The organism is Methylobacterium adhaesivum, from assembly GCF_022179065.1.
GTDB lineage: Bacteria > Pseudomonadota > Alphaproteobacteria > Rhizobiales > Beijerinckiaceae > Methylobacterium > Methylobacterium adhaesivum.
On the sequence record NZ_BPQD01000024.1, the window covers coordinates 60,786 to 74,207 of the forward strand.

The 13,422-nt window shown below is 69.3% G+C and carries 12 protein-coding genes; 6 read left to right on the plus strand and 6 right to left on the minus strand.

The genetic code is table 11. From position 1 onward, the window contains the following. Positions 1-8 precede the first annotated feature (8 nt). The 5 genes from MFF01_RS16330 to MFF01_RS16350 form a co-directional block, all read right to left on the minus strand. Entirely contained in the window at positions 9-2,231 is a 2,223-nt protein-coding gene (locus tag MFF01_RS16330) for a hybrid sensor histidine kinase/response regulator (RefSeq protein ID WP_238227057.1), read from the minus strand. Between the two features lie 117 nt (positions 2,232-2,348). Beyond that, complete coding sequence (locus MFF01_RS16335; RefSeq protein ID WP_238227059.1) at positions 2,349-4,019, minus strand: methyl-accepting chemotaxis protein; 1,671 nt, start codon at positions 4,017-4,019, stop codon at positions 2,349-2,351. Between the two features lie 47 nt (positions 4,020-4,066). Next, positions 4,067-4,621: a chemotaxis protein CheW gene (locus MFF01_RS16340; protein ID WP_238227061.1), complete on the minus strand. Its 555-nt coding sequence runs from the start codon at positions 4,619-4,621 to the stop codon at positions 4,067-4,069. An 8-nt stretch (positions 4,622-4,629) separates the two neighbouring features. Next, on the minus strand, positions 4,630-6,123 hold the full coding sequence (locus MFF01_RS16345) for a CheR family methyltransferase (protein ID WP_238227062.1): 1,494 nt from the start codon (positions 6,121-6,123) through the stop codon (positions 4,630-4,632). After that, entirely contained in the window at positions 6,120-6,656 is a 537-nt protein-coding gene (locus MFF01_RS16350; protein ID WP_238227065.1) for a chemotaxis protein CheW, read from the minus strand. The genes MFF01_RS16345 and MFF01_RS16350 overlap by 4 nt, the downstream gene beginning before the upstream one ends. A 183-nt stretch (positions 6,657-6,839) precedes the next feature. Here MFF01_RS16350 and MFF01_RS16355 point away from each other — a divergent pair, with 183 nt between their 5' ends. After that, a complete protein-coding gene (locus MFF01_RS16355; protein WP_238227067.1) occupies positions 6,840-7,097 on the plus strand; it encodes a PepSY domain-containing protein in 258 nt (85 codons plus the stop codon). Positions 7,098-7,355: 258 nt separating this feature from the next. Further along, entirely contained in the window at positions 7,356-9,131 is a 1,776-nt protein-coding gene (locus tag MFF01_RS16360) for an acetolactate synthase 3 large subunit (RefSeq protein WP_238227068.1), read from the plus strand. Between the two features lie 33 nt (positions 9,132-9,164). Here MFF01_RS16360 and MFF01_RS16365 read toward each other — a convergent pair whose 3' ends face one another. Further along, positions 9,165-10,055, minus strand: a complete 891-nt coding sequence (locus tag MFF01_RS16365) for a methyltransferase domain-containing protein (RefSeq protein ID WP_238227069.1) — start codon at positions 10,053-10,055, stop codon at positions 9,165-9,167. Between the two features lie 86 nt (positions 10,056-10,141). On the opposite strand from MFF01_RS16365, the gene ilvN reads away from it, so the two are divergent. The 4 genes from ilvN to MFF01_RS16385 all read left to right on the plus strand — a co-directional run bounded on the left by ilvN (position 10,142) and on the right by MFF01_RS16385 (position 13,386). Beyond that, entirely contained in the window at positions 10,142-10,684 is a 543-nt protein-coding gene (gene ilvN, locus MFF01_RS16370; protein ID WP_238227070.1) for an acetolactate synthase small subunit, read from the plus strand. A 29-nt stretch (positions 10,685-10,713) separates the two neighbouring features. Then, the gene (locus MFF01_RS16375) at positions 10,714-11,352 is read left to right on the plus strand and encodes a glutathione S-transferase family protein (RefSeq protein ID WP_238227071.1); all 639 of its coding nucleotides are present in this window, start codon (positions 10,714-10,716) and stop codon (positions 11,350-11,352) included. 111 nt (positions 11,353-11,463) lie between these two features. Then, positions 11,464-12,531, plus strand: coding sequence for a ketol-acid reductoisomerase (gene ilvC / locus MFF01_RS16380; protein ID WP_283207201.1), 1,068 nt, complete (start codon positions 11,464-11,466; stop codon positions 12,529-12,531). Between the two features lie 201 nt (positions 12,532-12,732). After that, a complete protein-coding gene (locus MFF01_RS16385; RefSeq protein ID WP_238227073.1) occupies positions 12,733-13,386 on the plus strand; it encodes a pyridoxamine 5'-phosphate oxidase family protein in 654 nt (217 codons plus the stop codon). The last annotated feature ends 36 nt before the right edge of the window (positions 13,387-13,422 follow it).

A 13,422-nucleotide genomic window follows, 5' to 3' on the forward strand; every position in this document is an offset into this window, starting at 1 on the left:
GGTCCCGGTCACAGCAATTGCTCGATGGTGTCGAGGAGGCGGCGCTGGTCGAAGGTCTGCTTCGTGAGGTAGGCGTCGGCCCCGAGGTCGAGGCCACGGGCCACGTCCTCGGCATCGCCCCGCGAGGTCATGAGGATGACCGGCAGGCGTGCGAGGGACTCCTCCGCCCGGATGGCCTTGAGCAGCCCGAAGCCGTCGAGGCGCGGCATCTCGACATCGGCGAGGACGAGGGCGATGGGCTCGATGCCGGCGCGCAGGCGCTCGATGGCGTCCTGCCCGTCGACGCAGACCACGACGCGGTAGCCGGCCGCTTCCAGGATCCCCTTCTCCAGGGTGCGCGTGGTGATGGAGTCATCGACGACCAGGATGGTGGTGAGGCTCGCTGAACGTGACGCCAACCCGATCGTTCCCCCGAGCGCGTCGCGGGGCGGCGCGGCATCGGGCCCACCCCGTGCTCCCGCCTCCACCGTGCGGGCGACGAGGCCCTCCGGTTCGAGGACGAGAACGGGCCGGTCACCGAGGATCACCGTGCCGGCGATGACCTCCGGATCGGCTCCGATGGGTGGGGCCGGCAGGACGAGGTGGGTGCGGACCTCGCGCAGGGCCTCGACGGCGAGGACCACCCGCCGCGCCCCGGCGCGCAGGACGAGGCCGACGCCGCGCTCGCCCGCCTCGGGCGGTGCCTCGGCCCGCCCCAGGAGGTCGCGCAAGGCCAGGAGCGGCAGGACCGCGTCCTCGCCCCCCTCGGCGGCAACCCGCAGCACGGGCCGGCCCATGGCACGGTCGAGGTCCCGCCCGTCGAACCGGATCACCCGCTCGACGGCGGCGCTCGGCAGGGCGTAGGTCGCGCCTCCGGCATCGACGAGAATCATCGGGCGTCGGGCCGCCGAAAGCGGCAGGCTCATGGTGAGGCTGGTGCCCCAGGGGGAACGGGGGGCGAGGCGCACGTGCCCGCCCAGGCGCCGGACGGCGTCGGCCACCACGGAAAGGCCGATGCCGCGTCCCGACAGGGTGTCGACCTGCGCCGCCGTCGAGAGTCCCGCCTCGAACACCAGGGCGAGGAGCGCCTCGGGGTCGTCGTCCGGGGCGGCGAGCCCACGGCGGCGGGCCGCCGCGGCCACCGCCTCGAGATCCGGACCGCGCCCGTCGTCGTGGACCGCGATGACGACGCGCGCGCCCCGGACGGCGACGTCGAGGCCGATGCCGAGGGCCAGCGGCTTGCCTGCCGCCGCGCGTGCGCCGGGCGGCTCGGCTCCGTGGCTCAGGGCATTGCGCAAGGCATGCAGAACCGGGTCCTTCAGGGCCTGGAGCATCGAGCGCTCGACGGGCAGGTCGAGGCCGGTGGTCTGGACCGTGATGTCCTGTCCGCCCTCGCGGGCGAGGTCGCGCAGGGCCCGGGGGAAACCGCCGAACACCGTCTCCGCCGGCACCAGGGCGAGGCGCTCGGCCTGCTCGGCGATCCGGGCCGCCGCCGCCTCGACGGCGGAGGATACGCGCAGGCGCAGGCGCGACAGGTCCGCCGCCTCCCGGGCCAGGGCGAGGAGGTCCGTCTCGAAGGCGCGCAGATCCGTTCCGGCCTTCGCAGTCCCGCGCAGGCGCTCGGCGGCGACGCCGAGATCCGCCGCCCGCCGGGTCAGTCGCGCGAGGCCTTCGGCCCAGGCAGCCTCGTCGCCGAGGGCACTGGCGAGTTCGTGGCTCGCCCGCGTCAGGCCCTCGACGGCCTCTGCCGGCACGCGCAGGAGCGCACCCGCCTCGGGGGACGGCTCGGGCGCGGGGGAGGCGGGAGGGGCGGGGGCCGTGACGGGCGGCGGCGGGGCGTCGGCCGCCCGGGAGGGTGTCTCCTCCGGCGGTGGAACGGGACTCTCGGAATCGAGACAGCGGTCGAGGGCCCGCAGGGCGTCGTCCGGCATCGGCGTACCGACCCCGTCGGTGAGACCGCCGACATAGGCTTCGATCCGGTCCAGGGCGAGGTGAACCGCCGCCTCCGCCGCCCGGTCGAGGGTCCCGCCCCCTTCCACGACGCGGTCGAACAGGGTCTCCAGGCGATGGGCCACGGCCTCCACCGGCGGCAGGTCGACGGCCCGCGAGGCGCCCTTCAGGCTGTGCGCCCGGCGGAACACGTCGTTCCAGTCGCGGGCTTCCGCGCTGCCGGCCAAGGCGGCGCGGATCGCGTCGATATGCTCGCGATGTTCGACCTCGAAGGCCGCGAGGAGGAGTTGGCGGATGTCCATCCGGTGATGCCGGTTCGCCGCCCTACGCCGGTTTCCGCAGGTGCGGAGCCAGCCTCAAGCCCTTCGTTAACCATGTCTTTGTCATGGATGAAGTCCAGGTTCGCGTGGCGAAAACCGTCAATGGCGATAGCGCTCGGCCAGGGTCATCAAGGCCTGGGCCAGCTCGGTCAAATTGGCCGACGCCGCCTCGACCTCGCGGGTACCGGCGGCCGTCTGCTGGCTCGCCTGCCGGATGTTCTGGAGGGCGCCCATCACCTGCTCGATGCCGAGTTGCTGCTGGTTCGTCGAGGCGACGATCTGCTGGAAGGTCTGGACGCTCTCCTCGACCTTGGCGGTGATCTCCTCGATGGTCCGCTGCGTCGTATCCGAGCGGGCCTTGCCGGCGGCGGCGCGCTTGACCGCCTCCTCCGTGAGCATCACCGACGTGTTGATGCCACGCTGGATCTCGCCGAGAATCGTTCGGACCTGCCCCGTCGCCGCCTTGGCCTGATCGGCCAGGAGCTTCATCTCCGAGGCCACGATGGCGAAGCTCCGGCCGCTCTCGCCCGCCGCCGCCGCCTCGATGGCGGCGTTGAGGGCGAGGAGATGCGTGCGCTCCGAGATGTCGTTGACGGTGGTGATGATGTCGCCGATGGCCTGTGTCTTCTCCGAAACCGCAACGATGTTGCCCGCGACCGCTTCCGCCTGCTCGCGAATCGCCTCCATGGCCCGGGCGGTGTCGGCCACGGCGCGCAGGCCCGCCCGCGAGGTCTGGGCCGTGGATTGCGCCGTCGCGATCACCTCGCCGGCGCGCTTGCCGATCTGCGCACCCGAATGGGTGATCTCGTCGACGGTGGCCGCCGTCTCCTGCACGGCGGCGAATTGCTCCTCGACGGAAGCGGCCTGTTCCTGGGCCGAGGCACGGATCTCCGCCGCCGCCGCGTTGAGGTCCGCCGTCGCGGCGCGGTTGGTGCGCGCGAGATCGGCGAGCCCGCCGACCATCCCGTTAAGGGTCTGCCCGAGACGGGCGATCTCGTCGCTGCCCCGCGCCTCGAGCCGGCCCGAGAGGTCGCCGCCGCCGACGCGCTCGGCGAAGGCCATCACGTCTTCCAGGGGCTTGACGACGCCACGCCGGATCAGCCCCGTGACCAGGATGCTGAGCAGCACGCTGGCGCCCAGGGTGAGGATCACGGACCACAGACTGCGTTCGTAGATTTCGCTGGATCGCTGCTGGCCGGCGGCGATGCCCTCGTCGAGAACCTCGCGGGCGCGGTCGATGTCGGCGAGGACCACGTCCTGCATCCGGTTGATCGTCTCGTTCTGCGCCTCGATGGCTTCCGTGTTCCGCGCCGCGATGGCGGCGAACTGAGGCTCGCTCACCGCGCGCAGCTGTCGGAAATCGTTGGCGGCCGCCCCCGTTGTGTCGGCGAGTTTCCTCCACGCCGCCGCCCGCAACGGGGAGGGGGCCGTGGTGGCGTAACCGCCGGTCGTCTGGACGATGGCGCCGAAAAGCCCCTCGGCTTCCTGGGCGACACGTCGCCAGGTCTCCGTGATCTGGGACAGCTCCGACTCCGCCCGGGTGCGCATGAGCGCCGTCATCGCCGCATTGCGCCGCAGGAGCCCCATGTCCCGGGCCTTGTTGCCGAGATCGTCGAGCTGACGCGCCACCGTCAGGTCGCGCTTGACGATGGTGTTCATGTTCTCGCGCACGGCGCTGATCTGGTCGAGGGCGAAGAGCCCGAGGGCCAGGACCACCACCGTGATGGCGACGAAGCCGAGGAGGATGCGCTTTCCGATGGAGATCGACACAGGCTGGCTCAAGCTCCAAGAAAACGGACGCTCCCGGACGGGTCACGTCAGGGCAGATAGCGCCTCAGGAGGCACGGCAGATCGACGGCGACGAAGCCGGGCTCGTCCCCGGCACCCGCCCGTGCCGGGGCATAGCCCGAAACCGCCTCGGTGCTCAAACCCGCGGCGGCCGGGTCGAGGAAGTTGTCGCCGGAGGCGGGTCGGTCCGGATCGGAGACCGCGACGGAGGCCAGCCCTTCCACCCGGTCCACGGCCAGGGCCACGGCACTGCCGCGGAGGATCACGAGATGTCCGGCACCGGAATCCGTGACGCTGCTGCGTCCGAGGGCGCGGGCCAGGGCGAGCACGCTCAGCACCCGCCCCGAGACGGCGATCGCGCCGAGGACGGCGGCGGGGGCGCCCGGCACGGCGGTGATGGGCCGGCCGGGCAGCACCTGAGACACCTGCGACAGGGGCAGGCCGTAGCGGTCGCCGCCGCAGGTGCAGACGAGGAACGGACGCATCGGCGTCTGGCGCGTCGCGGCGCGGGCCCGCCCGGCCAGGGCGCGGGTCCTGGCCTGGCGCAAGGCTTGGCGGCGGAGGCTTTCGGCGGTGGGCGTCATCGAACCGTTCATCTCAAGGCGGAGCGGGCGAGGGCCGCGCTCTGCGCCAGGTCCCGTGGCCCGATTCCGTCGGACTCGGCGAGGCTGGCGCCCACGGGCAGGGTTTGTCCGAGGCGGATGGCATTGTCGAGGAAGCGCCCGCCCTCCTGCGGCCGCGACAGGGCGATGAGGAGGAGGCCGAGCTGGTAATGGGCCATGACGAAGCCGGGATCGAGGTAGAGGGCGCGGCGCAGCGCCCCCTCGGCCTCCGCCTCGCGCCCCAGGGCACGGGCGAGGAGGCCCTCGTAGTAATGCAGGGCCGCCTCCATGGGGGCGGCGCGAAGGGCCGCCCGCACCCTGCGCCAGGCTTCGCCTGTTGCGCCGGTATCGCTTAGGGCGCGAATCTCGGCGAGATTGTTGCTTGAACCCTCAATGGACGCGGCGTCGCCGTTCGAAGGACCGTCCCGGTCCGCCGTCCAGGTTCTCACCTCCGGCTCCCGCGCTGCCACGGCTTCGGAGCTCGGTGGTGCGTCGGGCGCTCCATGCGGATCGGCGCTGGGGATGTCCCCCTCCATCCAGGGGAGGGCGGGCTGCCACGCGGTCGGGACAATTGCCTCAACCGCCGGGCCGGGTTCGCCCGAACCGTACGGACGATACGCGACGGTGCCGGGCAGGTTCACGGCGTCCAGGGTCTGCGCGAAGGCCGGGTTCGGCTCGGCATGGCCGATGAGAAGCCAGCCGTCGGGCCGCAGGCGCCGCCCGAGACTGCGCACGATGCCCAGCACGACCTCCGCCTCGAAATAGATCAGCACGTTACGGCATAGGATCAGATCGAACGCCTCGGGTTGGGGCGGGGCGGAGCCGTCGATGAGATCCATCAGGTTGCGACGCTCGAACCGCACCATGCGGCGATATTCGGGGCGCAGGGTGTAGGTGCCCTCGCGGCCCGGCCCCGGCTGGATCGGTCCGGGGGCGAAGTAGCGCAGGCGCTCTTCGGGCGGCAGGGTTCGCAGGGCCCAGCGCCCGTAGAGGCCGGAGCGCGCCGTGGCCAGGGCGGCGATGCTGATGTCGGTCCCCGTGATGGCGATGCGCCAATCGGGCAGGGCGGGCCCGAGGAGTTCGTGCAGCAGGATGGCGAGGGAATACGGCTCGGCCCCCGTCGAGCAACCGGCACTCCAGATCGTCAGGCTGCGCTCGTGGGTCCGGGCCGCGATGAGGCCCGGCAGAATCGTGCTGCGCAGGGCGGCGAACTGCTCGGCGTAGCGAAAGAAGAACGTCTCGCCGATGGTGATTTCCGCCTCCAGGGCGGCCCATTCGGCCGGGCCCCGGCTCCGGTCGTCGAGCAGCACGAGATAGGAGGCGGCGTCCTGCAGAGCATTGGCCTTGAAGCGCTTGCGCAGGCGATCCGACAGGAGATCGTCCTTGTCGCTGTAGTAGTGGTGGCCGGTCCGCGCGATGATCCGCGCCTTGAGGGCGGGGAAGGCCGGATCGGCGTGGAGGCCGGACGGGGCGGGCCGCCTCATGCAAGCGGGGGCCGGAACGCCGCGCGGCGTTCGGCGACGGCGCGGGTGAAATCCTCCAGGCGCTGACGTTCCTCGGCGTCGAGCAGGCGTGCGGGATCGAGCACATGGACCATGCGGTCGCCGAGGGCGATCTCGGCCGCCACGCATCCGTTGAGGGTCCGCGCCTCGGCCACGGGCCGGATCGCCCCATCGGGCACGACAACGAGGTCGTCGACGCGGTCGACAAGGAAAGCGATGGCGGCCTCCGCGCCGAGAACGAGATGGCGATAGGGATCGTCGGCCTGGGCGCCGTCCCGTGCGGGCAGGCCGAGGAGGCGGGCGAGATCGATCACGGGCACGGGCGTACCGCCGAGGTCGAGAAAACCCGCCAGAGGACCGCCGGCGGCCGGGGGCGCATGCAGATCGGGCAGCGGCAGCACTTCGCGCACGGCCGTCCGAGCCAGGGCGCAGGGAACACCCGCGACATCGAGGATGAGAAAGGCTGTTGTAGCGGGCAGGGTCTTGGTCCAACGATGAGCGGCGGGTTCGGCCAAGCCTCCGACACCCAGTGAGGCAGCCTGTTTCCAGATAGAACGGAGATCGCCGGCCGGGCAAACGGTTCGGGACCGGGTGGCTCGCCTTCGCAGCCCACGCCCCGCGCCCGTTGCTCCGTCCCCTTGCCGGCTCACACGGTTCGCATGCCCGGTAGAGGCATGGTCGCATCGACAGGAGGTTTCATGCCACGGATCATTCAACTCGCCGTCATCCTGGTTCTCGGTTCCGGTTCGTCGGCCCTCGCGGAAAATCCGGGAGCGGATTGGCTGACACCTGCCCAGACCAAGCAGGCCCTGAAAGCCGCGGGCTACACGGACATCCTCAAGCTCGAAGCCGATGACGGCCATTGGGATGGCGAGGGCATCAAGGACGGTCGCCGGATGAAGTTCGACGCGGATCCACGGACCGGCGCCGTGCTGGGCGAAGTTCCCGCCGAATAGACGCGCGTTGACCCGAGCAATCGGATCGGTTACGACACGCGACACCAATTCAAGTCCGCGACTTCTTTGAGCGGACAGACCGAACGGTTTCCCGATGCGTGTCATCCTCATCGTAACGAAAGCGCCACCGACGGGGCGGTCCTGACAGCAGGGACCGCGATCCGGATGGTGGCGCATGCAGGGTCCTTCGGGGCCCTTTTTTGTTGCCGCGACGAGAACCGATACGGATTTCAGCACAGAGTTCGAGGAGCAGAAGCGATGGGCGGCGAGGTCATGACCGGGGCCGAAATGGTCATCCGGGCGTTTCAGGATCAGGGTGTCGACACGTTGTTCGGGTATCCCGGCGGCGCGGTGCTGCCGATCTACGACGCGCTCTATCACCAGGACACCCTGAAGCACGTTCTCGTGCGGCACGAGCAGGGCGCGGTCCATGCCGCGGAAGGCTACGCACGCTCGTCGGGCAAGGTCGGCTGCGTCCTCGTCACGTCGGGGCCGGGTGCCACCAACATCATCACCGGCCTGACCGACGCGCTGCTCGACTCGATCCCCCTGGTCTGCATCACCGGCCAGGTGCCGACGCACCTCATCGGTACGGACGCGTTCCAGGAATGCGACACGGTCGGCATCACGCGCCACTGCACGAAGCATAACTACCTGGTCAAATCGATCAGCGATCTGCCGCGCATCCTGCACGAGGCCTTCTACGTCGCCTCGAACGGGCGGCCCGGCCCCGTCGTCATCGACTTGCCCAAGGACGTCCAGTTCGCGAGCGGCCTTTACGAGCGCCCGACCCGCAACGGTCACAAGACCTACAAGCCGGCCTTCAAGGGGGACGCAGGTCAGATCCAGGCCGCCGTCGAACTGATGGCAACCGCGCGCCGGCCGATCCTCTACACCGGCGGCGGCGTCATCAATGCCGGTCCACACGCCTCGACGCTCCTGCGCGAACTCGCCGCCGAGACGGGCTTCCCGGTGACCTCGACCCTCATGGGCCTGGGGGCCTTCCCGGCATCCGACGAGAACTTCCTCGGCATGCTCGGCATGCACGGAACCTACGAAGCCAACCTCGCCATGCACGAATGCGACGTGATGGTCTGCATCGGCGCCCGCTTCGACGACCGCATCACCGGGCGCCTCGACGCATTCTCGCCGTTCTCGAAGAAGATCCACATCGATATCGACGCCTCCTCGATCAACAAGGTCGTCAAGGTCGATGTCGGGATCGTCGGCGATTGCGGCTCGGTGCTGGAGGACATGCTCGCCGCCTGGAAGGCCCTGCCGACCCGGCCCGACCCGGAGCGCTTCGACGCCTGGATGGCCAAGATCCGCACCTGGAAGGCGCGCGACTGCCTCGCCTACTGGCCGTCGGGCACGATCATCAAGCCGCAATATGCCGTGCAGCGCCTCTACGAGGCCTGCAAGGATCGCGAGACCTACGTCACCACCGAAGTCGGCCAGCACCAGATGTGGGCGGCGCAGTACTTCAAGTTCGACGAGCCGAACCGCTGGATGACCTCCGGGGGGCTCGGCACCATGGGGTACGGCCTGCCCGCCGCCATCGGGACGCAGCTCGCCCATCCGGACGGTCTCGTCATCGACATCGCCGGCGAGGCCTCGATCCTGATGAACATCCAGGAGATGTCCACGGCGGTGCAGTATCGCCTGCCGGTCAAGATCTTCATCCTGAACAACGAGTACATGGGCATGGTGCGCCAGTGGCAGGAGCTGCTGCACGGCTCGCGCTACTCGCAGAGCTACTCCGAGAGCCTGCCCGACTTCGTCAAGCTCGCGGAAGCCTACGGCGCCAAGGGCATCCGCTGCGAGAAGCCCGGGGACCTCGACGCGGCGATCCAGGAGATGCTCGACTACGACGGTCCGGTGATCTTCGATTGCATCGTCGACAAGAAGGAGAACTGCTTCCCGATGATCCCGTCGGGCAAGGCCCACAACGAGATGATCCTGTCGGACTACCTCGGCGAGACCGGGGCGGAGATCGGCGACATCATCTCGGAAGAAGGCAAGATGCTGGTCTGAACCGGCATCGGCCGGGCCTCCGGGCCCGGCTGCCTAGGGCGTGTCGGCGAGGCGGCGCGTGCCGGCGAGGCGGCTGCGCCACCCCGGACGCGCCGGGCGGGGCGCATGCCGATCAGGCCGAGGGGTGAAAGCGGCTCGTTCGGCGGGCGTGGCGCCGTCGCACTTGCGCAGCAGGGCGAAGAATTCGATCTCGCCGACCTGCGTCGGCGTGACCTCGGAAAAGGCGAACGGCACCAGCCCGATGGCGATCGCCTCGCCGAGGACGGACGTGAAACTGTCGGGGGTGAAGACACTGCAATGCACGTCGATCATCCCGCCCGTCTCATGGATACGCCGCGCATGTTCGAGGCCGGCCTCCGGCCCGTGACCCGCGAACAGGGGGAAGCGGGTCTCACGGCCGGTCCAGACCGCATCGGCGTCGACCTGCATCGCCCGGGAAAAGTGCTCGTAGACCTGAGCCGGGCTCGGGCGGGTCGCACGGGCGAGGTGGGCGGCGACGAGGTCGCCGACCGTGGTCAGGCTGCGTCCGCGGTCGAAGGTGAAGCGCATGTCGGGCACGGCGAGGAACAGCAGGCCGTCCTCGCGCAGGGCCTCGGCGCAGTCCTTGAGCCAGCCGATGACGTCGGGCAGATGCTCAATGACGTGCGAGGCGACGATGTAGTCCACGGGGCCGCGCGCCCCGAGGGCCTGTGCCAGGGTCTGGTTCTCGAGGACGAGATCGACTTCGACCAGGGCACCGCGCGCCCGCGGACCGGCGGCGGCGTGGCCGGCATACTTGCGGGCGAGGCCTTCCGTCGAAAGATGGTCGGCGTAGAGAATGTCGCCGTCGTCGCGGCGCACGAGGGGCCGGTCGAGGGGGCCGAGTTCGACGCCGGTCCGGCCGTGGGGCCTCACGGCGGCGAGCGTGCGCTGGCGACTGTCCATGCGCGGCGCGGTATCACGCGGCTTGGAACGGGTCCAGCGTGGACCCGGACGAGCGGTACATCGAAGAGTCGAAACTGGGGCAAGCCATGAACGCGATGAACACCCACTACCCCGACGCCGTCCGGGTCGAACCCATCAACCGGCATACCCTCGCGGTCATCGTCGACAACGAGCCCGGCGTGCTCGCGCGCATCTCGGGCATGTTCTCGGGCCGCGGCTACAACATCGAGAGCCTGACCGTCTCCGAGACGGAGGTGGCGCGCCACATCTCGCGCATCACCATCGTCACCACGGGCACGGACGCCGTGATCCAGCAGATCAAGGCCCAGCTCGACCGCCTCGTCCCCGTCCACCGGGTCGTGGACCTCACCCTTCAGGGCGGCTCCCTGGAGCGCGAACTCTGCCTCGTGAAGGTGGCCGGCACGGGCGAGCACCGCACGGAATCCCTCACCCTGGCCGCCGCCTTCGGCGCCAAGACCCTCGACGCGACGCTGAACTCGTTCGTGTTCGAGGTCACCGGCACCACCGAGGAGATCGACCGCTTCATTGGCCTGATGACGGTGATCGGGCTCGTGGAGATCTCGCGCACGGGCATCGCCGCCATGGGGCGCGGCTCGGAAGCCATGTAGACCCGCTGCCCCGCCGCCAAGGACCGCACATGACCACCCTGTATTACGCTCCCGGCGCCTGTTCGCTCGCCGCGCACATTGCCCTGGAGGAGACCGGCACGGAATTCGAGACCGTGCGGCTCGACCTCGCCAGGGGCGACCAGCGCGCGGCCGAGTACCTCGCCGTGAATGAGCGCGGCCGCGTGCCGGCCCTGGTGGAGGGGGATTGGGTCCTCACCGAGAACACCGCCATCCTGCGCCACGTGGCACGACTGCATCCGGCGGCGGCCCTGTGGCCCGACGTTCCGCGCGATCAGGCACGGGTCGACGAGTGGCTCGGTTGGCTCTCCACCGGTCACCACATCGCCTACGCGCATATCCGCCGGGCCGAGCGCTACACGAACGACGAATCGGCGTATCCGGGCATTCAGGCCAAAGGCGCCGAGACCTGCGGCGACCTCTTCACGATGACCGAGGTCAAGCTCTCCAACGGCGGCTGGGCCCTGGGCGAACGCTACAGCGTGGTTGACCCCTACTTGCTCCTGTTCTGGACCTGGGGACGTGGCCCGGCCCTGGGCTTCGACATGGCGGAGCGTTTCCCTGCCTGGACGGCCCACGCCCGGGCCATGGCACAGCGCCCCGCCGTGCGGGCGGTGTTCGCCCGTGAGGGGCTGCAATTGCCGGCCTGACGCAGGCCGCGTCGGGGCAAAGAACGGGGCGGTGCGACAATTCCCCTTCCGTCAAGGGGATCGCCTCGCTAAAAGCGCGCGGATCGCACGGCCGCGCGGATGCTGTTTCAGATGAGGGCGCCGGGGCGCACTCATGTTCAAAAAAGAGAAGGTACCGCCATGCGGGTTTATTACGATCGCGACGCCGACCTGAACCTGATCAAGGGCAAGAAGGTCGTCATCGTCGGCTACGGCAGCCAGGGCCATGCCCACGCGCTCAACCTGCGTGATTCCGGCGTGAAGGACATCGTCATCGCGCTTCGCGAAGGCTCGGCCACCGCCAAGAAGGCGGAGCACGAGGGCTTCAAGGTCATGAACGTCGCCGATGCCGCCAAGCAGGCCGACGTCGTCATGATGCTCACCCCCGACGAGCTGCAGGGCGACATCTACAAGGAGTCCCTCGCGCCGAACATGAAGCAGGGCGCCGCCCTCCTGTTCGCCCACGGCCTCAACGTGCACTTCAACCTCATCGAGCCCCGCGCGGACCTCGACGTGCTCATGGTCGCCCCGAAGGGCCCCGGTCACACCGTGCGCGGCGAGTACCTCAAGGGCGGCGGCGTGCCGACCCTCATCGCCATCGCGCAGGACGCGTCCGGCAACGCCCACGACCTCGGGCTCTCCTACGCCTCGGCCAATGGCGGCGGTCGCGCCGGCATCATCGAGACCACCTTCAAGGAAGAGTGCGAGACGGATCTGTTCGGTGAGCAGGCCGTGCTCTGCGGCGGCCTCGTCGAGCTCATCAAGGCCGGCTTCGAGACCCTGGTCGAGGGTGGCTACGCCCCCGAGATGGCCTATTTCGAGTGCCTGCACGAGGTGAAGCTCATCGTCGACCTCATCTACGAGGGCGGCATCGCCAACATGAACTACTCGATCTCGAACACCGCCGAGTACGGCGAGTACGTCACCGGCCCGCGCATCGTGACGCCGGAGACCAAGGCCGAGATGAAGCGCGTCCTCAACAACATTCAGTCGGGCAAGTTCACCCGCGATTGGATGCTGGAGAACAAGGTCGGCCAGACCTCGTTCAAGGCCACACGCGCCAAGCTCGCCGCCCACCCGATCGAGGAAGTCGGCGCCAAGCTGCGCGGCATGATGCCGTGGATCTCCGAAAAGGCCCTGGTCGACAAGGCCAAGAACTGATCCGGAATTGGGAGGCCGGTTCGCCCGGCCTTACCTGCACCGATAGGGCCGGTCCCGCGATAGCGGGGCCGGCTTTTTTGATGTCTCTTTTCCCGGTCGGGAAAAAGGAACGCGCGCCCCCGTTGAACTCCGGTACAAATCCCGGCAATCATCCCCGTCAACGACCGCCCGTCTGAGAGCGGTCGAAGCGCGGAGGACCTCATGGCATCGCTCTACTACGACGCGCATCGCGCGCTGCAGGAGGAGTACAACACCGTCAAGCTCGCGGAACGCCTGGATACGGGCTGGGTTCAGGACAGGATCGGCGAGAACGAAGCCGCCTTCATCGGCAGCCGGGATATGTTCTTCCTCTCCACCGTCGACCCCGACGGCATGCCCACAGTGTCCTACAAGGGCGGCACCACCGGCTTCGTGAAGGTGCTCGACGCCAACACCCTCGTCTTCCCGGGCCTCGACGGCAACGGCATGTGGTACTCGATGGGCAACATCGAGGGACAGGCCAAGGTCGGCCTGCTGTTCATCGATTTCGAGACCCCGCACCGGGTCCGCGTCCAGGGTCATGCCCGGATGCTGCGCGACGATCCCCTGATGGCCGAGTACACCGAGGCGAAGTACCTCGTGCGGATCGAGGTCACGAAGGCCTGGGTCAACTGCCCGCGCTACATCCACAAGTACCAGAAGGTATCGCAGAACAAGTACGTGCCGACGCCGGACAAGGAGACCCCGCTCGCCCTGTGGAAGCGCCTCGACATGGTCGGCGACGTGATCTCGGACGAGGACAAGGCGCGGGTGCAGAAGGAAGGCCAGATCGAGCTTCCCGAATACGAGGCTCGGGTCGCGCGCGGCGAAAGCTGAAGCCGCGAACGAGCTAAACGAAAGGGGCGGGTCCGT

Coding starts and splice junctions, on each gene's coding strand:
- MFF01_RS16330 (WP_238227057.1), bottom strand. CDS start 2,231: ATGGACATCCGCCAACTCCTCCTCGCGGCCTTCGAGGTCGAACATCGC.
- MFF01_RS16340 (WP_238227061.1), bottom strand. CDS start 4,621: ATGACGCCCACCGCCGAAAGCCTCCGCCGCCAAGCCTTGCGCCAGGCC.
- MFF01_RS16345 (WP_238227062.1), bottom strand. CDS start 6,123: ATGAGGCGGCCCGCCCCGTCCGGCCTCCACGCCGATCCGGCCTTCCCC.
- MFF01_RS16355 (WP_238227067.1), top strand. CDS start 6,840: ATGCCACGGATCATTCAACTCGCCGTCATCCTGGTTCTCGGTTCCGGT.
- MFF01_RS16360 (WP_238227068.1), top strand. CDS start 7,356: ATGGGCGGCGAGGTCATGACCGGGGCCGAAATGGTCATCCGGGCGTTT.
- MFF01_RS16365 (WP_238227069.1), bottom strand. CDS start 10,055: ATGGACAGTCGCCAGCGCACGCTCGCCGCCGTGAGGCCCCACGGCCGG.
- ilvN (WP_238227070.1), top strand. CDS start 10,142: ATGAACGCGATGAACACCCACTACCCCGACGCCGTCCGGGTCGAACCC.
- MFF01_RS16375 (WP_238227071.1), top strand. CDS start 10,714: ATGACCACCCTGTATTACGCTCCCGGCGCCTGTTCGCTCGCCGCGCAC.
- ilvC (WP_283207201.1), top strand. CDS start 11,464: ATGAGGGCGCCGGGGCGCACTCATGTTCAAAAAAGAGAAGGTACCGCC.
- MFF01_RS16385 (WP_238227073.1), top strand. CDS start 12,733: ATGGCATCGCTCTACTACGACGCGCATCGCGCGCTGCAGGAGGAGTAC.